This window comes from Sediminibacterium sp. (assembly GCF_051860225.1).
GTDB lineage: Bacteria > Bacteroidota > Bacteroidia > Chitinophagales > Chitinophagaceae > Sediminibacterium.
Window position 1 is genome coordinate 574,050 of record NZ_JBHYEI010000002.1, and the last position, 20,544, is coordinate 594,593.

The following is a 20,544-nucleotide window of genomic DNA, read 5'->3' on the forward strand; positions in this document are numbered from 1 at the left end:
CCTTAGATTTGTTAAAACGAAAACCGGTTTATGTTTCAAAAAATCATCTTGATTGCTTGCTTGCTATTTACTATCCATTCTCAAGCACAAATTAATCCTTCCAAAATTGATATTATCCGCGACAAATACGGCGTTCCCCATATTTTCGGAAAAACAGACCCTGAAGTAGCGTATGGCTTGGCTTGGGCGCATGCGGAAGACGACTTTACGACCATACAACAATCCCTTCTTGCAGGCAAAGCCATGCTAGCGCAAAACCAGGGGAAAAAAGGCGCTTCTATCGATTATATTGTTCATTTATTACGAATACCAGAATTGGTAGAAGAAAGATATGAATCGGATTTAGCACCCGACTTTAAAAAACTATTGGAAGGATATTGCGCTGGTCTAAATGCCTACGCAGCCAAACATCCCAAAGAAGTATTGCTTAAGAAAGTATTCCCCGTTACCCCCAAAGACATGGTGCAGTACTCTGTTTTACAACTTTGTGTGCTTTCAGGGGCTGATAAAGCATTGGCTGCAATTTTTGGTGGTACTGTTCCCTTGTTAGAAAATTATAAAACACAGGGAAGCAATGCATTTGCCTTTAACAGTAACAAAACAACAGACGGCAATGTATACCTAGCTATCAATGCCCATCAGCCGCTGGAGGGACCAGTTGCTTTTTATGAAGCCCATTTAAGTAGCGAAGAAGGATGGAATATTTTGGGAGCGAACTTCCCAGGTGCTCCTTCCATATTGCATGGAGTAAATGAATATTTAGGTTGGGCACACACAGTGAATGAGCCTGATAAATTGGATGTGTATCAATTAGAAATAAACCCAGAAAATAAGACCCAATATAAATTTGACGGTAAATGGGAAATATTAGAAGAAAAAGTGGCCAGTTTAAAAGTAAAAATTGCTGGTTTAAAAATCAATGTTAAGAAAAAAGCATACTGGAGTAAATATGGACCAACCATTATTACTGACAGAGGCAGTTTCTCTATCAGAATGCCTGCTCAAATGGATATCAGAGGTTTAGAACAATGGTATCGCTTTAATAAAGCCAAAAACTTTACAGAGTTTAAAGCAGCTGTAAATATGAAAGCCATTCCTGGTTACAATATTGTATATGCAGATAAATATGATACCATTTATTATATCAGTAACGGACGAATTCCCATCAGAGATAAAAACTTTAATTGGAAAACTACTTTGCCTGGAAATACCAGTGCAACACTTTGGAATCAATTGCACCCTATTGATGCATTACCGCAGGTTCTACAACCAAAATCTGGATTTGTATACAATACCAACCACTCTCCTTTTCATTCTACGGAAGGTCCTGAAAATCCCATTGTAAGAGATATTACAATGGGATATGAAACCCTAGAAAACAATCGCAGCAAGCGTTTTGAGGAAATGCTCAAACCCTTGAATAAAGTGAGTTACGAAGACTTTAAACGAATCAAATTCAGTAGACAGTTCCCATCCAACTTTTATTTTCCGTATAATATCGATACCCTATTCATGCTAGATGAAATGAAGTATACAGATATTGCAGACTTAATTTCAAACTTAAAATCTTGGAATAAAATTGCTGATGCGGAAAGTATTGGAGCTGGCACTTTTTTTATGATTACGCATACTGTTTATGATAATAGAGCGCTTTACTTAAAGCAAAAAACAATTACCGAAAATCAGGCGGTGGAAATACTTAGAGCAGCAAAAAATAAAATGCTAGCGGGTTTTAATAGAACCAATTTGCAATTGGGCGATATTCAAAAACTAGTGAGGGGGAATGTTGCTTTGCCTTTACCAGGCTTACCAGATGTATTGGCTCCTATGTATTCTATTCCTTACAAAGATGGAATGTACAAAGGCAATCAAGGAGATGCGTATATTGAATTGGTGCGCTTTACCAAAGACGGACCAATCATTGAAAGCATCAATGTATATGGAGCATCGGCAAGAAAAGATTCACCACACTACACAGACCAAATGGACATGTATGTGAAGCAACAAACGAAAAAAATGACTTTAGATAAAGCAACGGTATATCAACAAGCGGTAAAAAAATACAATCCGCTTTAGACTTGATGCATAAAGGGTTTTAAAAGATTGGAGATTTGTTGCGTCTCAATAATGAAGCCATCGTGCCCATAGGTAGAATGAATGATTTCTAGGGATGCATTGGGCATATAAGTAGCCATGAATTGTTGTTCATCCACAGGACAAAGTATATCAGAACTTATTCCAATGATTAATGTGGGATGTTGTATGCTTTGCAATACAGCTAGTAAATTACCTCCCCTGCCCCTTGCTAAATGATGGCTATCCATTGCCTTAGTAAGCAACCAATAACTGAATGCATTAAAACGATTCACCAATTTTTTCCCCTGGTAATTAATATAGGATGATGCTTTAAAGTCATCTATTTTTTCAGGATCTGGGTCCGTCTGCTTCTCTTGAAAAGTAGCGTAATTGCGATAAGTGAGCATACCTATAGCACGAGCGGCTTTTAATCCTGCAGCACCAGCATCTGAAGTATAATGTCTCCATGTAGCATCTGCTTCAATGGCTAGTCTTTGAGCGGTATGTACCGCAACACCCCATGCGGATTCGGAAGGGGATGTAGCAATTAAAAACAACTTCTTAATAACCGAAGGCTCCATCACTGCCCATTCCAACACTTGGTATCCACCCATACTTCCCCCCATCATTAATTCAATAGAATGAATTCCCAAATGCTGTCTTAGCAATATATGTGCAGCTACCATATCGCGAATGGTAATTAGTGGAAATTGAGCATAATAAGTCTGTTGATTTACAGGATTCTTGCTCAAAGGCCCAGTAGATCCATAACAAGATCCAATTATATTGGCACAGACAATATAATATTCCTCTGGATTAATTAAACAACCTTCTCCTACTAATCCTTTCCACCAATCTGCTACATCCGAATTAGCTGTTAAAGCATGACAAATCCAAATAACATTGCTACCCGATTCATTCATTTTACCATAAGTATGGTAAGCTATTTCTAAACCATGTAAAGTTTCACCACATTCCAATAAAAAAGGTGCTTCGCAAGTATAATGCTGTATGGCCATTGTTCAAAATTCTACCACAAAATAAAGACATGTGAAGCGTACCTTTGTGAAAATTTTAAAAGCAGCAATAGAATTATGAAAAAGCAAACACAGGCCATCCGCATTCAAACAGAACGCACTCAAGAAATGGAACATTCTACTCCCCTTTTCTTAACCAGCAGTTTTTGTTTTGATAATGCGGAAGAAATGCGTGCTGCTTTTGCAGATGAATCGGACGATAATATTTATTCTCGCTTTAGTAATCCAAGTGTACAAGAATTCATTGACAAATTAGTTGCTCTAGAAGGTGCTGAAGCAGGCTATGCAACTGCTTCAGGAATGAGTGCGGTATTCGGTTCGTTCATGGCATTATTAAAACAAGGTGATCGATTACTGTCTTGTAATTCAATATTTGGTAGTACCCATACTGTTATTGCAAAATATTTGCCCAAATATGGAATTGAATACGGTTATATAGGCGCTAATGCAACAGAAGAAGAATGGGAAGCTGCTATTACCCCCAATACAAAAATGATCTATTTAGAAACACCCACTAATCCGGGTTTAGAAATATTGGATTTAGTTATGATAGGGAAGCTGGCAAAAAAGCATAATATTATTTTAAATGTAGACAATTGTTTTGCGACCCCTGTAAATCAGCAGCCCATTGCATTTGGAGCAGACTTAGTGGTGCATTCAGCAACAAAATGGTTGGATGGACAAGGTAGAGTATTAGGAGGCGCTGTGGTTGGACGCAAAGATTTGATTAAAGAAATCTATTTGTTTTGCCGCAGTACCGGACCTGCCCTATCACCTTTTAATGCATGGGTATTAAGCAAAAGTATTGAAACCCTAGATGTGAGAATGGAGCGCCATGCTTCTAATGCTTTGTACATTGCTCAATCGCTAGAAAATCATCCAAGTATTGCTACTTTGAAATACCCATTTTTAGCTTCTCATCCGCATTATTCAATCGCCACTCAGCAAATGCAAAATGGTGGTGGCATAGTATGTTTTGAATTAAGAGGGGGGATTGAAGCTGGTAGAAAATTCTTAGACCAACTCCAAATGCTTTCACTCACCGCTAACTTAGGAGATACAAGAAGCATTGCATCACATCCAGCTAGTACTACTCACGCTAAATTATCTGAAGCAGAAAGACAGGCTGTAAATATTACACCAGGGCTTATCAGGATTAGTGTGGGGCTAGAAAATAAAGAAGATATTTTAGCGGATATTTTGCAAGCGCTTAATTAGTTTCTCTAATTCAACTGCATGAAATACAACCATCGCCATTAATGTGCAAAAACCTAACTCTTGTAAACTTAATGGTTGTGTTTTAAATATTGCATTTAAGAAGGGTATATAAATGACTCCTAACTGTAAACAAAAAGTAAATAAAACAGAAAGCAATAAAAGAGGATTCGAAAAAATACCTTGTTGAAATAAAAATGTTTTATCGCTTCTAACTGCCAACACATGTCCTAACTGAGCAAATGATAATACAGTAAAAACCATTGTTTGCCAATGAGCAAACTCATTATGCAATGCATAAGCTTGAGTAGCTAAAGTCACCCCTGCCATTAAAAGTCCAACCCAAACTATATGGTAACCAACCCCATCCGCAAAAAAACTTTCATCCGCTTTTCTTGGTGGCCGCTTCATAATATCCATTTCAGCTTTTTCATTAGCCAATGCTAAAGCAGGCAATCCGTCTGTAACTAAATTAATCCATAGAATGTGGATGGGCAATAAGGGAATAGGCATTCCTAAAATGGGAGCTAAAAAAATCGTCCAAATTTCAGCTCCATTACAGGTCATGATATATTTAATGAATTTGCGAATATTGTCTACAATTCTTCTTCCTTCTTTAATTGCATTTACAATTGTTCCAAAATGATCATCTAGTAAAATTAAATCTGCCGCTTCCTTACTTACATCAGTGCCTGTAATACCCATTGCCACACCTATATTGGCTTCTTTTAATGATGGTGCATCATTCACTCCATCCCCAGTCATAGCAACAAAATGACCTTTGCTTTGCAATGCTTTAATAATCCTAAGTTTTTGATTGGGAGAAACTCTTGCATAAACAGCAATATCGACAACAGTTTTCTGTAAATCAACGTCTTTTAAATGTTCCAATTCAATACCCGAAATTAATACATCGGTTTCTTCCATTATTCCTACTTGCATAGCAATAGCTCTAGCGGTTGTTGGATGATCACCCGTAATCATTACAGGCTTAATTCCAGCTTCCTTACACTCCTCAATCACTCTTTTGACATTCACTCTAGGAGGATCCATCAAACCTATTTGTCCTAGCCAAACTAAATCATGCTCAATTGATTCACTGGTAATTTGTTGTGGCAACAGATCTAATAGCTTAAATCCGTATGCTATTACCCGTATACCTTTTGAAGCCCATTTATCAGACATCGTCAACATTTGTTGTTTAGCAGTTTCGTCTAATAAACAAGTTTGTATCGTTTCACTTGCCCCTTTTGTGATGACCAAAAATTGATCCCCAAAAGGATGTATGTTAGTCATACATTTTCTATCGGAATCAAATGGAATTTCTGCTACCCGCGGATATTGCTTGTATAATTTATGAAATTCAGCAATACCTAATTTGGAAATACAATAGTTTACCAGTGCCAATTCTGTTGACTCTCCCAAGGCCTCACCGGATTGATTAAATTGAATATCTTGGTTTAACAATACAGAAAGCAATAAAGGGGTATTTGAAAAAGAGGGGGACAAAACCGTATTTTCAAAATACTCAACCACTTCCATCTTATTCTGGGTAAGTGTTCCTGTCTTATCAGAACAAATAAAGCTTACAGAACCTAAAGTTTCAACAGCAGGAAGTTTTCTAATTAAAGCTTTTCGCTTTGCCAATCTAGCAGCGCCTTTTGCCAGAGCAATGGTAATAAGTGCGGGTAAAGCTTCTGGTATAGCCGCTACTGCCAAACTAATTGAAAGTAATAATAAAGTAAATGGATCTTCTCCTCTTACCAGTCCACTAATAAATAGAATTAAGCATATCAGTAAAATTATGTAAGAAAGATTTTTACCAAAATGGTCCATTCTTCTCTGTAAAGGGGTAGTTGGTTTTTCTTCTTGAAGTAGTCCTGCAATTTTGCCCAATTCTGTAGACATAGCAGTTACAACCACTAATCCAGTTGCTCTACCAGCAGTTACAAGTGTGCCCTTAAATGCCATATTCAACTGATCGCCTAAGGAAATATCCTTATCGATGATTTTTTCAATTTTCTTGTGAATAGCATTTGATTCTCCTGTTAAAGAAGACTCATCAATACTTAAAGCATGAACTTCTATTAATCGTAAATCTGCAGGAACAATATTACCCGCTTCTAAAAAAACAATATCGCCGGGAACCAATTCTTCTGAAGGGATTATGGCTGGATTCCCATCTCGATTAACTCGAGCTGTAGTAACACTCATTTTTTTCAAAGCCAACATTGACTTTTCAGCCTTATACTCTTGGCTAAACCCTAACAAAGCATTTAATAATACTATAACCAATATAACCACTGTATCTACCATATCTCCCATTATTCCAGATAGAATTGCAGCTACCATTAAAATGAGAATCATGAAGTTTTTAAACTGGTCAAAAAAATAAACCCATGCGGGTTTATTTTTCTTGGTTACTAATTCGTTCAGGCCATATTTGGCTAAACGATTAGTGGCTTCTAATTGGGATAATCCATTGGTTGATGTGTGTAATGCGTTTAAAGCATCATTCGCATCAATATTAAAAAACTGTTTAATCATTCTTGATAGTAAAATCTTTTAGGGCTTTTCCTAATTCATCCATATCATGGTTGAATTCTTCTTTAAATTTAGCCCAGTCATCTTTACCATCCGCTTTATAATCAGCCATTTTTTTCTGCATATCAGTATTCTTCAACTCTAATGCAGCAATTTTCTCCTTGTATTCTGCTTTTGCAAGTTTCTTGTCCGAAACAATCCTTGCATTAAAGTCCGCAATACTTTTGGCATTATCAGCAATTTTTTGATTAGTTTCTGCCTTAAACTTTTCTACATCAGCTAAATATTCAGCATTGGCTTGATCCAAATTTTCATTAGCTACTTTAACTTCATCTTCAGCTTTTTCCACTTTTTCAGCAGAAGAATTACAACTCATCAATCCGTTACCAGCGAATAAAACAAAGGCAAATAAAAAGTATTTAAAAGATTTCATGATTATGATTTTGGTTGTTAGTTAAACTATAAAGTATTAATGATATCGTGCATTTCTTCCTTAGACTTGCCCAATTTAGCTTGTAATCTACCCATTAACTCTTCATGCTTACCCTCTACTAACAATAAATCATCATCAGTTAGCATTGCATACTTTTGTTTCATTTTACCTTTTAGTTCTTTCCAATTGCCCAATAATTCTGTAGTGTTTTTCATGTAGTCTTTTTAAATATTATTAAGAAAGACTAAAGGTCAATCAGTTTCAGCTGTTAAATATTACAGAACAATGGATAAATAATACATTATTTACAGATTCTAACTTTATTTACTTTTTTGATTTAATAAAAATCATGGCAATAGAAGTTGTTATTAAACCCATGATAATTGCTGCAATAGCCCCTTGAATAGCATAATTTGAATAATTAAAATTAGCTTCTGCTTCTGCCGTTGTTTTATAATAACCAATTTCCACAGAACGCTTAATTACATTAGGAAAATATGCTGGAGTGATAATATAGGTTGTTATCCATTGAGTTAAAGGACTAAATAATGCAATAATAACAGACAATATAATTCCAGATATCAACCCTTGCTTATAGCTGATATTACCATTATAGTATATTTTCTTTTTTTCTTTTAAAGCTAAAACCATTACCCATATTGCGGGTATGGCAAACAAATTGGTTAAATAAAGATGGTAATCTATATAAGTGCTATGCAATCCACTTAATTTCTCTAATAACATCCAAACTAACACCATTATAGAAAAAATAATAGCCCATTTAATTTCAATTTTAATAGATGGCATAAAAAAAGTTTTATCTTTTTGATTGAGGTTGTATTGATTTCAAAATTGGCAAATGAATATGGAATTGAACTGCTAACACTCTAATTAATATCACTATAGAGGCTGCTATGATTTCCGTAAAACCAGTTGATAAACTAAAAAAATGACAGGTAAAATAAACCACACCGCCAGCAATACAAGCTAAGGCATAAATATCTTTTTGCAATAAAAGCGGTACTTCGTTCAATAAAATATCCCTAATCACACCACCAATAGAACCTGTAATTGCCCCCATTACAATACAAACCCAAAAAGGAAAATTGGCATCTAAACTTTTGGTAATCCCCACAATAGTAACCAACCCTAAACCAATTGTATCAAATAAAAAAAGGGTGTTTTTCCATCTGAACAATTTTTCTTTGAATAACAAGGTTGCAAATAATGCTACCCCTGTAGTAATAAAATACCGGCTATCTAACATCCAAAATGGGGTGACTCCTAACAATAAATCCCTAATTGTTCCTCCACCAATAGCTGTAGCCAAGCCTATAATATAAGCCCCCAACCAGTCAACTTGCTTACCTGATGCCAACTTTATTCCACTTATTGCAAAAGCAAAAGTTCCTACTAGATCTGGCAATATGGTGAATAAATTTTCCAATATAATTACTTGAAATAAATAAGTGATAAATAGGAGAACCCTTATACCCGAATAAAAATTGACTATGTATTACTTAATTAATTGCAGATACTTGGCTTTGTCCTCCCACATAATCCATAATAAAATGACTGAGAGTGCTATTGCTAAAGGCAGCCCACTCAAAGCTACTGTTGCATGAATATGTACAATACCCACCATAATTGGGAATATGACAATAGCACCAAGTGCCCTAAGTTTAGGGATTAATAATAAAACTCCACCTACTAATTCAGCTACAGCTATCAATGGCATTAACCAAACAATTTCCATTAATGCTGTATTTACTTTTACCATTTCAGCAGGCAAATCAGGCGGCACGGGTATATAATTAAAAAATTTATTTAAACCGCCATTGATAAACATCAATGCAAACAGTACAGTAGCAACTGTAAAGATTTTCCGCTTCATAAAATTGATTTATGCTTAAATATAAAAAAGATAAATCAGTATATCAAGTAGATTGAGCAATTAAAAAGTAAAGAGGCATTCCAATCGTAATATTTACAGGAAAGGTAACAGCAAGTGCCATTGGCAAAAATAGACCAGGATTTGCTTTTGGAACTGATATTTTCATTGCTGCAGGAACCGCAATGTAAGAGGCACTTGCAGCAAGAATAGCAAACATGAATCTATTGGTAATATCATCTGTAACCAACATACTAGCCCATGCAAAAAAAGTGCCATTCAATAACGGGATAAAGAAGGCAAAAAAGAAAGGAAATAATCCAAAAGAAAAGAAAGCTTTTAATTTTTTCCCGCTTGAAATTCCCATATCTAATAAAAAGATGGCGAGAAACCCTTTGAACAAATCATTCGTAAATGGTTTAATCCCCTCCGCTTGTTTTGCGTTAGCAACAAATCCAATTATTAAACTCCCCAAAATAAGTAATACACTTCCATTGGTAAAAGAATGTTTGATAACATCCCTTTTCTTAATATCAGTTGCTTCCTCTGTATCAAATAAACTAATTAGCAACAGTCCTACAATAATTGCAGGAGATTCCATTAAAGCCATAATAGCTACCATATAACCATGAACTCCTAATTGTTGAGATTCTAAATAAGTAACTGCTGTTACGAATGTAACTGCACTTACAGATCCATAAGCAGCAGCAATTGCACCAGCATTGTATATATTCAACCGCTTCTTGAGTATAAAAAAAGTATACAATGGAATAACAATTGAAATAGCCACCCCAAATAGCATTGACCAAGCAATTTCTGAAGTGAAAGTTTCATGAGAAAGCTCTTGGCCTCCCTTGAAACCAATAGCAAATAATAAATAAAGAGAAATAAACTTAGATGAATTAGGGGGGATTTCTAGATCACTTTTCAAATAAACAGCCAAAATACCTAAAACGAAAAACAATAAAGCTGGATTAGTTAAATTATCTAATAATAAATTATAGTTCATATGCTATTTTAACAGAAGATGCAATTCGAGACTCTTTAATCAATTGCATTGAAGAGGATATTACCAAGCTCTTGACCATTATTTTCTCATCAATTATTAAATCAGTAAAAACACCATTAGTCAAAAAATCATCTTTTTGATTATGCACAATGCATTCAGCTAATTTAAATTGTTGATATCGTATTGAACGCCCTTTTAAACTTATTGGATAAGCTTTATTATAAATATTTTGTATCAAATATTCGGCATCCAAACCAAACAAATTTTCATTCTGTATTATAGAACTAATGATTCTAGAGTTTGTATCATTAACAAAATAAACTGTATTGATATTATTCCTAATAATCTCATCCTTCAATACTTCAATAAACAAATTGTCATTGTAGGGTATTACTGCGCCAGGGCATGAAACAAAGAAAACATTTGAGCCATATTTACGCTTAAGTTTACCTTCTACACATGAAAAAGGACAAACAATAAAAAGTTTGTTACTCATGAGTTGATTTACCTTGATTGCGATTTAAAAAAATATGGGATGTAAATGCTGCGATTATAATCGAAACAGAAGAAAAAAGGTTACTATAAATTGGATCAACTGATTTAATAGAGAAGATTAATAATAATCCTACAAAAATGATTCCCATTGATGTCTTAAGTTGCAATTTATTCATAATATATGTTTGGCTTGTAACTAACCGATGCAAATTTGCACTCATTTTACATAAGTTTTTATTTATATTTACTATATTAACCATAAATTATTTTTATGAATTATACTTTAAATCAACTACAAATTTTTCTAAAAGTAGTAGAAACACAGAGTGTTACTAAAGCTTCAGAAGACTTACATCTAAGCCAACCAGCTGTATCGATTCAACTAAAAAATTTTCAAGATCAGTTCGAAATTCCTTTGACTGAAGTGGTTGGTAGAAAATTATATATTACTGATTTTGGAAAAGAAATTGCACAAGCTGCAGAGGAAATAATCAACCAAGTTTATGCAATTAATAATAAGACTTTGGCATACAAAGGTCAACTTGCAGGACGACTAAGATTATCCGTAGTCTCTACTGGAAAATATGTAATGCCCTATTTTTTGACAGGATTTATGAAAAAGAATATAGGAATAGAATTAAATATGGATGTTACAAATAAGTCTAGGGTAATTGAGAGTTTAGAAAAAAACGAAATCGACTTTGCATTGGTATCTATTCTCCCTAATTCAATTAATATTGAACAGCTAGACCTATTACAAAACAAATTATACTTAGTAGGATATAACAAACCTAAACTTACCATTAAGGATATGCCGATTATATTTAGAGAACAAGGATCTGGAACTAGGCAAACAATGGAAAAATATTTTGAAAAAAATCAATTAAGTATTCAGAAAAAAATGGAACTAACTTCTAATGAAGCAATAAAACAAGCCTTACTAGCTGGACTAGGATATTCCATTATGCCGCTTATTGGTATAAAGAATGAGTTACAAAACAAAGAATTACAGATTATTCCTACAAAAGGACTTCCAATTAAAACTACCTGGAGTTTAATATGGTTAAAAGGGAAAAAACATTCCCCAGTTTCACTAGCTTTTTTAAACTATTTGAAAAAAGAAAAAGCAACCATTATCAAAGAGAAATTTAGCTGGTACGAGCAGTATTGAGTTAAAATTCCCTTTCACTAATTTCACTTATTGGAAGTTTGGGCTTATTGGTCAACTTATTTATATTAAAACCAAAATTGATTAGTAGTACATCTGTCTCGTATATATAATTGGTGGTGGTATAGAAATTTTTTCCAGAAGTGGTAATACGTTGTTGGTTTGTGTTCATAAAACCAAGGCTCATATTTTGCCATTGCAACCCTATGGACAATCTCCCATTTAAAATTGTTTTTTTAACTGAAGAGTTGACAGATAAAAATCTCGAGTCTTCTCCCTGAGCAGTTGGTCTTGCAGATAAATAATTCACATTAGTTTGTAAATTCCAGTTTCTACCAAGATTAAAAGAATTATTCTGATTGATAGAGAAAACCCAATTTGAATTATTGACAAATGATGTAGAACCTAATATATTCAGTCCCCCAATAATTTTATAATTATACATATTAGCGCCAAAATAAAAGTTATACCACTGAGTCAACTTAATATTTGTACCCATCTCAATCCCAACTAGCCTAGCTCTATTCACATTAGTAAAGACTCTATTCAATATAGTATCCGTGTACACACTATTTACTCTTTGAACCGGGTTTTGAATATCTTGAAAATAAACCGTTGCGAAGAAAGTCCCTCTAGAAAAATTATAATTTATCCCCATTTCCATTAAATCAATTATCTGTGGCAATAAATCTGGATCACCTTGTTCTAAAGTTTCAGAATGTTCCCTTTCGGGTATTGGATTTAATTCAAAACTATTATTCCGCTGTATGCGTTTACTGTAGCCAGCTTTAGCATTCCAGTTATTATTAAAAGTATAAAGCAAATTTAGAGAAGGAAACAAATTCCTCATCTTTAATAAATGAGGATTAATTTCTGATGACAAAACTACTTCCCTATTCGCTTGTTCAAATCTCAACCCAGTAGTATACTGTAATTTTGAGATCTTGCCACCATATTGAGCATAAACACTATTAATATTGTTTATTGATTTAGCAGTACCCCTAAATTTTAAAATATCCGGTTGATTAAAAAAAGGAGTTACGGCATAATCAAATTTGCCATCTTGTTGGTCTTTTCTAAATTGATAACCCGCTTCGAATTTTCCAGCTCCAATTGATGTACTATAATCTAGTTTAAATCTATACCCCTCAATTGGATTTTGATAGGGGTTAGTAACCAATTGAAAGGGAATTGATTTTGAAACTAAATCTACATTTTGATTAAATGTATTCCCATAAAGATTTGCTTTTTCATAAATGAACGAGCTAGAAATTTTTGACTTACTTTTAAAAGTATGCACATAATCAAAACTGCCTACCAAAAATTCTCCTTCCTTATTTTGAACATTTGAATTAAAATAGGGAAACTGACTTATAATAGTCCCATTCGTACTATTTTCTACAGAATTATTATAAACCAGATCTGCTCTTCTTTGCTGATACTTTCTACTCTTAAAGAAACCAATATTTATCGAGTTACTTTGATTCGGGGTGAAATTAATAGCAGTTCTTAATCCGTAATTATACCGATCAAAACTTCTTTCACCAATGGAAGGGAAACGAGTGATTGTTCTGTTCACATCATTGATTGTATAAACATCACCTTCTCTAGAGCCATTAGCATCATTTCGATTATAGTTAGCACCTACGGAAATGTCTAATTTATCTTTCTTAAAACTAAGGGTAAAATCTCCTCCAAATCGAATCGGCTTTTCTAAATTATTATAGTCCGTTGTACTGGGTAAACCTCCTAATGCATTAGCCTGCAATTCAAACCCATCGGCAACACCTTTTTTAGTTGTTATATTGATTATTCCTGACCTTCCATCCGAATCATACTTTGCTGAAGGAGCAGTAATCAATTCAATTCCATCAATTGTATTTGCTGGCAATTGGCTTAAGATAGTTTGAGCGTCGGTTAAAACAGGCTTGCCGTTGATTAATACTAAAAATCCTGTAGATCCCCTTACACTAATTTCGCCAGCACCATTCACAGCTACAGATGGCAAATTCTTCAATATATCCGTTGCAGTTCCACCACGAGCAGTTTCAAACTGATTTGCTTTAAAAGTCTGTTTATCTAACTTATAGGAAAAGTTATTATTGACTTTGCCAGTAACGATTACTTCACCAAGCGAATCATTAGCTGTAGATAATAAAATACTATCTAAGTGCAACTGTTGACTTTTTTGTTGGATGGTGAATGGCAAAAAAATGGTTCTTGAACCCAAAGAGACCACTTTCAATAAAAACTTTCCTTCGCTAAGTTTAGAAAAATAAAAAGTACCATTTTTTTGAGTCAAAAATCCTGCAATAACAGACGAATCTACTTCCGTTAAAATTGACACACTGGCGAATTCAATAGGATTCCTTGATTTATTATCAATAACAACTCCTTTCAATACTGCATTCTGTGCAGTTAGTGAAGAAAAATTAATTAATAATACCCAAAAAAATATCGCCGATTTGATGAACATAGAGGACATAGTGCAATATGGCTAATAATTGTGTACAATAAACCATTTACTATTTATTTGGACCAATAGCCCCCTTTTTTAGGTATTGGCAGTCCCCACTTTTAAATAGGCTTTATTTTCCTTGATAATCTTATACCCATAATAAATACAAACCAGGCCAATAAATTCAGTCACATATAAAACTTCTACATAGCCCGCTCTTGTAAAAGAACCACCTATACCAGGAAGCAATCCACCAATTGCAATAAAAATATTCCCTCTAAATGGAGCTTCTTTAATACCCTGTTTATAATATTTATGCGCTGAATATATGGCCCCTCCTACCAAAAAAAGAAAAGCATAAATATTTATTAGTGGAGAGAAATAACGAACCCATTTCCAAGCAAAAACACTCCCAGTCAATTTATAATTAAACGATTTAGGTAATTCTATTGGCGTTAAAACAACAAAATAAGAAGCTACAACAATTAACAGCATAAAAAAGAAGGTAGTGATATGTGCAAACTGCTTATTCAACAACAAATACACACTGCCCTGCGCCAATGGATATCCGCCTAATAAGGCCCCAACAATATACCAATACCTAACATTAGCTTCACTCCACCCAAAAAGTATATTAATACTTTCAGATAAAGTTCCTAAGCCAAAAGTTAAAACTCCTACAGTCCACCATAACAAGTAATTTTTACCCTTCAATTGATAATGACGGTAAATTTCTTGAAAGAAATAAATGGAGAACAAAGTAGTAAAAATGGGGATGTACGCTATTAGGTTATTCATAGTTCAATTAAAACACGAAATTGAACTTATTGATTATTGGAATAGTCAGCTAATTGTAAAATAATCTTATTGCTGATTAACAAATTCAAGAATGTCACCTGGCTGACAATCTAGAACCTTACAAATCGCTTCTAAAGTGCCAAATCTAATTGCCTTTGCTTTCCCCGTTTTCAAAATAGATAAATTTGATAAAGTCAATCCTACTTTATCCGAAAGTTCATTTAATGACATTTTCCTCTTTGCCATCATCACGTCTAAATTCACTATTATTGGCATAATTAAATTGTTAAATCATTTTCAGTTTGAATGTCAATCCCCCGTTTAACAATCTGGGCAATCACAAAAAGAATAACACTCATAAACAGCCAAACATCTGCTCCACCTAAACGTAAATCTTCAAGAGATGGTATATAAATATTACTTAACCTCAACCATGCAGCGTATTTTAGTCCCCAAATCGAAAATAAGCCAATTCCAAAAGTCAAGTAAGCTAAATTGGAAATAAATTGCTTTAATATTGAATTAAAGGGATGAGTAAAATCAAATGCTTTTTTATGGAAGAGTTTAACTATCAGATAAAACATCAATGCCTTCATTACTGCAACGATGCTCATAATTGAGGTAATAACTAAAAAATACCCCTTATCGTAGCTCATTAAATTAGAAAGATCAATTTTCATCCAAAAGTTTTTTGCACCGATTGGATTAATAACCATAGCAAAGAAAGTATTGAAAATAATTCCTCCTGCCTCAATACAAACTCCAATAAAAATTATCCATGCGAAAATATGCAAGATGGTTAACATCTCTTTAGACCCAATTTTGATTTCCATACTATCAGTTTGAATAAATTAATTAAAAACCAAAAATAGATAAATTTATTGAATAACAATAAATTTATCTTGTTTTATAATTATTTTTTAATCAATAACAATATTATATCTACTAAGAAGACCAGGCAAACCGTCTAATGAAAATCTTGTTTTCTTGATACTATTCGCAGTAGGATCAATTAAAAAATGATACGCAGTTGTTAAGTTAGCTTTATCCAAAATAGTTCGTTCAAAAATTACTTGTGCAAGATTACAATGGTCAAAAACAGCCGCAGTTAAATCCGCAGCAGAGAAATCTGACCCTGTTAAATCGGATTGTTCAAATACCGTTTTGTTCAATCTTAACTGAAAAAAAGTAGCATGTTGAATGATACAATTTTTGAAAGTAAACGACAAAGCAAAAGGATTACAAGTATCAAATTGAACCCCAGACAATTTTGAATCTATAAACTGCACATTTTGTAAAGCAGTATTTTTAAGATTTACTAATGATAAATTACAGTCAGAAAAAACACAATCTATGAATTTACAATCAGAAAGATCTTGATTGGAAAAATCACAATGGTCAAATTGACAATTTTCATATTCGCCTCTAGATAAAGGCTGAATTAAAAAATCAGATTTAGAAAACTTCTTTTCACTACAATAATTCATACCTAAAAACATTGTATTAATTCTTCTGGTATTTCTATAAGAAGATTATCTGCAAATAGAACTAATTTAACATAATCCCCTGCTTGTTTCTTTATATTCATTCGAATCTCAGCCTTAACTGGTAAAAACAAATATCCATTTCCCATAGGCATCAAATCGAGTAAATACAACTTACTTACAAGAGATTTTTCTGTTTTAAACATACTAAAAATTTACTTGAGCCTGAATCCTAAGCAGATTACCTCTTTGCAAGTTGTTTTGCAAAATATAATCTTCAAACCGTCTATTAGAAATGGTATAATTAACTACTAGCTCAAAGTTTTTATTTGGTTGCCATTCAGCGCCTACTTCTAGATCATTAACAATATAGCTTCTTGCGTCTCGCTCATGTTTTTTGCCCCCATTATAATACTGATAGCGAACAAAAGGAATCAACGTTTGCTTATTGAGTTTTTTTAAGTAACTCAATGTAATATAACCTCCATTTAAAGGTTGCACTTCAATTGAATCTGTAATTTTATTAAATGCTGGCCCTCTTCCTATATTATATTCTGCTAAAATACCAAAGGGTTTTGGATATAAAACGAAACTTGTAGCAATTCGCTCATCAACATAATTGAGATCAGAAATGTACTTTACACCGTTTGACAAATTAGCTCTTGGAATAACAAATTTTCCCTTATAAGCTTGTAACCCAACCTCAACAATCTGATTATTTAATTCAAATGGATAACTAAACCTTGAAACAATGTGCAACTTATTATTCAACTCAGGATTATTTGCCGTTTGACCGTTATAAATTCCAAACGCAAAAACACCATAATCACCGCTACCCTTTAACCCTTCACTGATTAAACTAGAAAACAACTTTCGTTTTTCTCTAGGTGCCCAGTAAAAGAATGTACCAATATCACGTTCATTTGCAACAGCACTGTTAAGTGCATCATTTCGATCTAATGGAATTCGGTTTTGACTAGATTGCATATTCTCAAATCCAAACGGAACTTTACTTTGACCGATTCGAAGCCTGAATTCATTGTCATTGTCTAAACCAACGTCAATATAAGCATCTCTTATTTGACCAAAATGAAGTCTATCTGAAGCAGGACTGCTGGCAAAATCAGGCTGAACATAGAAATAAACATTTTTGCTTATTTGTCCGGAAAAAATGATTCGCATACGTCTCATAAAAAACCCACCGTTATTGCCCCATGAACGGTCGCATTGTTCACAATTTAAATTTGGATTGGTTTCGAATAAACGGTTATACCTAAATTGACTGTAGCCTCTTATAGAAAATCCCTCATACCATTTTGATGTGGATGGGGTTTCTTTACGAATTTGTAAATCTAACTGAGCAAAAGCGAAGAATGGATAAAACAAAACTATAATTAAAAAAAAGCGCATTAGCTTGAATTTGTACGCAATTATAGGTATATATCTACACTTATATTATCAAATCGTTAACATTTTTAGAATTATTCTTTTTTTGGATTTTTTTAATTATAGTAATATTATATATTCTGAATCGCAATCCTTCGCCTTTCCTTCAAATTTTTAAAATGCGATGGTGTTAATCCGGTAACGCGTTTAAATTGTGTAGATAAATGAGCAGTACTACTATAATTTAGTTTATAAGCAATCTCGGATATTGTGTCTTCGCCAAAAATGAGCAACTCTTTAACTCGCTCAATTTTTAAAGCGATCATGAACTGCTCTATAGTAGTAGATTCTACTTCAGAATAAAAATTAGCCAAATAGGTATAGCTGAGATTTAATTCTTTCCGAAGTAAAACAGAAAATTTCAGGTCTGGCTTCCCATCAGAATTATACACATAATCAATCATGATTTGTCTAATTCTTTCTATTAAAATCCCTTGTTTTTTCTCTAATAACTCTAATCCTGCCTTACGCAATTTTCGATATAGAATTATCTTGTCTTCCTCAGAAACATCTTGATGGGTATCTATTTCGCCCAAGTCAACTTTATAAAAAGGTATATTTAATTCTACCAATACATCAGTTACCACTACTTTACAGCTAACACAAGCCATATTTTTTACGTAAATTTTCATAATTTAATTTTTGCGTTATGCATGAACCTGCGACACTTTGAAAGTGCGTATTTACGCCGATATCAAAACAAAACTGTTTGATAATTGCATCTTCAACTAAAGTTCAGGCTAAAAATAGACCAATGGGTCTTGGGTAACATTTGTATTATGTTACTCAGGCATTTGATAATTGTCAGTCCGGCAATGGAAGCCGATAAAATTGTTACTGTAATGTAACACAAATAAACAACAATCCGAAACTAAGATTTTATAATTTCATCTACTTCTTTTGCAAAACTAAAATCTAATTCTGTTAACCCACCAGCATCATGTGTGGTAAGAGAAATAAAAACTTTATTATAAACATTAGACCAATTAGGATGATGATTCAATTTTTCAGCAATAATAGCAACTGAAGTCATAAATTGAAATGCATGACCAAAATCTTTAAACAAAAACGCTCGCTCAATTCTTGAACCCTGAATACTCCAATTTGAATCTAATTGAGTCATTTCTTCAATAATTTCATTTACTGCAAGGCATTTCATTGTATAAGTGAATTAGTTGCTAATAGCTTTAGCTTGATAACAAATATTTTCTAGAATTTCACGTAATTGTTCTATTAAACTAGACATCCCTTTTTCTAAATTCCAACCATTGGTATAAGCAACTGCAGTAAACCCTGTAATTGGATCATATACCATTTGAGACAAATATCCTTCATGTGCACCTGTATGTCCATAACCTAAATTATTGGTATAAGTTAATCCACAGCCGTAACCTCCTGCATTGATATCATTAGTCGACTTATAATTCATCATCACGCTATTTACCAAATTGGTATTCAAGATACCTTGACCTGTCAATAATTTACGAAGAAAATTAGCCAGATCATTGGGTGTAGTAATTAAATTACCCTCTGCAACATTCGCTGAAATATTTGAGATGGTAACATTATATTTGGTATTGTTATAAAGCACATATCCAGCAGCAAATGGCAAAGGGATTTGTTGGTCAGCTCCTAAAACTGGCATTGAAGATTGAGCCATTCCCATGGGCTTCATAACATCTTCAATCAAAAACTGTTGATATGTTTTGTTTGAAACCCGTTCAATAATTTTACCTAAAATAGAATAACCTGTATTTGAATAATGATATCCATTACCCGGAATAAAAGAAGATAACTTGCACTGAGATACCACATTAACCAATTCATCAAACGTAAATGTGTGTATTGAATCAGTTTGCTGTATATAGTCAATGTAATTTTGCCCTTTGTATGGCAGAGGCAATGATACCGTATCGGGAATATTTTGATTAGAGACGTCAAAAACGCCGGCCCGATGTCTTAATAAATCTAAGATTGTTATGGAATTCTTATAAGGTAAATTATAAGCTGCATTACTGGGGACATAGGGTATATTTAGTTCAGGTATTATATCAGTAATCTTATGCTCAATATTTAATTTGCCCTGTTGGTGAAGGAATAATATTGCTGCAGCGGTTAGTGTTTTAGTATTGCTGGCTGCACGAAACTTAGTTTGATCATTTATGTCATCACTCAAACCAGTTTTCACAAAATAATCTCCTTTTTTAGTGAGTATTTTTAAAGCAACTCCGCCAGGATAATTAGGATATTTTTGCTTATACGAAGCATAGTTGTTCTTAAGCATTTCCTGAAGACTTCGCTCAATATTACTCTGTATAGAATTATCAACGGTCTTCTTACAGCCTACAAAACCCATAAATAAGCCAACTGTAAATAAAAATCGGGTATATGATAAATCTAATTTCATTGCATATTTATTAGATAATTAAAGCTAATAAATATACCTCAAGCTATTTATGATTTTCATCATGCTTACTAGGAATCAAAATA

Annotated in this window: 22 protein-coding genes; 3 read left to right on the forward strand and 19 right to left on the reverse strand. The window is 33.5% G+C overall.

The genetic code is table 11. The annotated features are described in order from the left end of the window. The first annotated feature begins 30 nt into the window (after positions 1-30). Positions 31-2,076 (forward strand): penicillin acylase family protein, encoded by a 2,046-nt coding sequence (locus tag ACTIEI_RS09435; protein WP_439506040.1) that lies wholly within the window; start codon positions 31-33, stop codon positions 2,074-2,076. Here the strand turns inward: ACTIEI_RS09435 and metX are convergent. Then, positions 2,073-3,095 (reverse strand): homoserine O-acetyltransferase MetX, encoded by a 1,023-nt coding sequence (metX, locus tag ACTIEI_RS09440; RefSeq protein ID WP_439506041.1) that lies wholly within the window; start codon positions 3,093-3,095, stop codon positions 2,073-2,075. The genes ACTIEI_RS09435 and metX overlap by 4 nt on opposite strands. A gap of 75 nt (positions 3,096-3,170) precedes the next feature. Here metX and ACTIEI_RS09445 point away from each other — a divergent pair, with 75 nt between their 5' ends. Continuing rightward, a complete protein-coding gene (locus ACTIEI_RS09445; RefSeq protein ID WP_439506042.1) occupies positions 3,171-4,331 on the forward strand; it encodes a trans-sulfuration enzyme family protein in 1,161 nt (386 codons plus the stop codon). On the opposite strand, the gene ACTIEI_RS09450 is transcribed toward ACTIEI_RS09445, so the two are convergent. The 8 genes from ACTIEI_RS09450 to ACTIEI_RS09485 all read right to left on the reverse strand — a co-directional run bounded on the left by ACTIEI_RS09450 (position 4,302) and on the right by ACTIEI_RS09485 (position 10,701). Further along, positions 4,302-6,875, reverse strand: coding sequence for a cation-translocating P-type ATPase (locus ACTIEI_RS09450; RefSeq protein ID WP_439506043.1), 2,574 nt, complete (start codon positions 6,873-6,875; stop codon positions 4,302-4,304). The genes ACTIEI_RS09445 and ACTIEI_RS09450 overlap by 30 nt on opposite strands. Next, a complete protein-coding gene (locus ACTIEI_RS09455; protein WP_439506044.1) occupies positions 6,868-7,305 on the reverse strand; it encodes a hypothetical protein in 438 nt (145 codons plus the stop codon). Before ACTIEI_RS09455 ends, ACTIEI_RS09450 begins: the two co-directional genes overlap by 8 nt. Before the next feature lie 26 nt (positions 7,306-7,331). Beyond that, positions 7,332-7,520 carry a CsbD family protein gene (locus ACTIEI_RS09460; protein WP_439506045.1) on the reverse strand — a complete coding sequence of 63 codons (189 nt, stop codon included), beginning with the start codon at positions 7,518-7,520 and terminating at the stop codon, positions 7,332-7,334. 109 nt (positions 7,521-7,629) lie between these two features. Beyond that, the gene (locus ACTIEI_RS09465; protein WP_439506046.1) at positions 7,630-8,112 is read right to left on the reverse strand and encodes a DUF4199 domain-containing protein; all 483 of its coding nucleotides are present in this window, start codon (positions 8,110-8,112) and stop codon (positions 7,630-7,632) included. A 10-nt stretch (positions 8,113-8,122) separates the two neighbouring features. Further along, entirely contained in the window at positions 8,123-8,752 is a 630-nt protein-coding gene (locus ACTIEI_RS09470) for a trimeric intracellular cation channel family protein (RefSeq protein WP_439506047.1), read from the reverse strand. Positions 8,753-8,821: 69 nt separating this feature from the next. Further along, positions 8,822-9,199, reverse strand: a complete 378-nt coding sequence (locus ACTIEI_RS09475; RefSeq protein ID WP_439506048.1) for a DoxX family membrane protein — start codon at positions 9,197-9,199, stop codon at positions 8,822-8,824. Positions 9,200-9,242: 43 nt separating this feature from the next. Further along, entirely contained in the window at positions 9,243-10,205 is a 963-nt protein-coding gene (locus ACTIEI_RS09480) for a sodium-dependent bicarbonate transport family permease (protein WP_439506049.1), read from the reverse strand. Then, positions 10,195-10,701 (reverse strand): hypothetical protein, encoded by a 507-nt coding sequence (locus ACTIEI_RS09485; protein WP_439506050.1) that lies wholly within the window; start codon positions 10,699-10,701, stop codon positions 10,195-10,197. Before ACTIEI_RS09485 ends, ACTIEI_RS09480 begins: the two co-directional genes overlap by 11 nt. Before the next feature lie 270 nt (positions 10,702-10,971). On the opposite strand from ACTIEI_RS09485, the gene ACTIEI_RS09490 reads away from it, so the two are divergent. Further along, the gene (locus tag ACTIEI_RS09490) at positions 10,972-11,871 is read left to right on the forward strand and encodes a LysR family transcriptional regulator (RefSeq protein WP_439506051.1); all 900 of its coding nucleotides are present in this window, start codon (positions 10,972-10,974) and stop codon (positions 11,869-11,871) included. Position 11,872: 1 nt separating this feature from the next. Here ACTIEI_RS09490 and ACTIEI_RS09495 read toward each other — a convergent pair whose 3' ends face one another. The 10 genes from ACTIEI_RS09495 to ACTIEI_RS09540 all read right to left on the reverse strand — a co-directional run bounded on the left by ACTIEI_RS09495 (position 11,873) and on the right by ACTIEI_RS09540 (position 20,461). Then, positions 11,873-14,344 (reverse strand): TonB-dependent receptor domain-containing protein, encoded by a 2,472-nt coding sequence (locus tag ACTIEI_RS09495; protein WP_439506052.1) that lies wholly within the window; start codon positions 14,342-14,344, stop codon positions 11,873-11,875. Between the two features lie 78 nt (positions 14,345-14,422). Next, on the reverse strand, positions 14,423-15,124 hold the full coding sequence (locus ACTIEI_RS09500; protein ID WP_439506053.1) for a hypothetical protein: 702 nt from the start codon (positions 15,122-15,124) through the stop codon (positions 14,423-14,425). A 66-nt stretch (positions 15,125-15,190) separates the two neighbouring features. Then, positions 15,191-15,400 (reverse strand): helix-turn-helix domain-containing protein, encoded by a 210-nt coding sequence (locus ACTIEI_RS09505; protein ID WP_439506054.1) that lies wholly within the window; start codon positions 15,398-15,400, stop codon positions 15,191-15,193. A gap of 2 nt (positions 15,401-15,402) precedes the next feature. Continuing rightward, entirely contained in the window at positions 15,403-15,957 is a 555-nt protein-coding gene (locus tag ACTIEI_RS09510; RefSeq protein ID WP_439506055.1) for a hypothetical protein, read from the reverse strand. 87 nt (positions 15,958-16,044) lie between these two features. Beyond that, positions 16,045-16,611 (reverse strand): pentapeptide repeat-containing protein, encoded by a 567-nt coding sequence (locus ACTIEI_RS09515; RefSeq protein ID WP_439506056.1) that lies wholly within the window; start codon positions 16,609-16,611, stop codon positions 16,045-16,047. A gap of 2 nt (positions 16,612-16,613) precedes the next feature. Further along, positions 16,614-16,814, reverse strand: coding sequence for a DUF1905 domain-containing protein (locus ACTIEI_RS09520; RefSeq protein WP_439506057.1), 201 nt, complete (start codon positions 16,812-16,814; stop codon positions 16,614-16,616). A gap of 1 nt (position 16,815) precedes the next feature. Next, entirely contained in the window at positions 16,816-18,018 is a 1,203-nt protein-coding gene (locus ACTIEI_RS09525; RefSeq protein WP_439506058.1) for a porin, read from the reverse strand. Positions 18,019-18,125: 107 nt separating this feature from the next. Further along, entirely contained in the window at positions 18,126-18,686 is a 561-nt protein-coding gene (locus tag ACTIEI_RS09530) for a helix-turn-helix domain-containing protein (protein WP_439506059.1), read from the reverse strand. A 239-nt stretch (positions 18,687-18,925) separates the two neighbouring features. Then, positions 18,926-19,213, reverse strand: coding sequence for a 4a-hydroxytetrahydrobiopterin dehydratase (locus tag ACTIEI_RS09535; protein ID WP_439506060.1), 288 nt, complete (start codon positions 19,211-19,213; stop codon positions 18,926-18,928). A gap of 12 nt (positions 19,214-19,225) precedes the next feature. After that, positions 19,226-20,461 carry a serine hydrolase domain-containing protein gene (locus ACTIEI_RS09540; protein ID WP_439506061.1) on the reverse strand — a complete coding sequence of 412 codons (1,236 nt, stop codon included), beginning with the start codon at positions 20,459-20,461 and terminating at the stop codon, positions 19,226-19,228. Positions 20,462-20,544 lie beyond the last annotated feature (83 nt).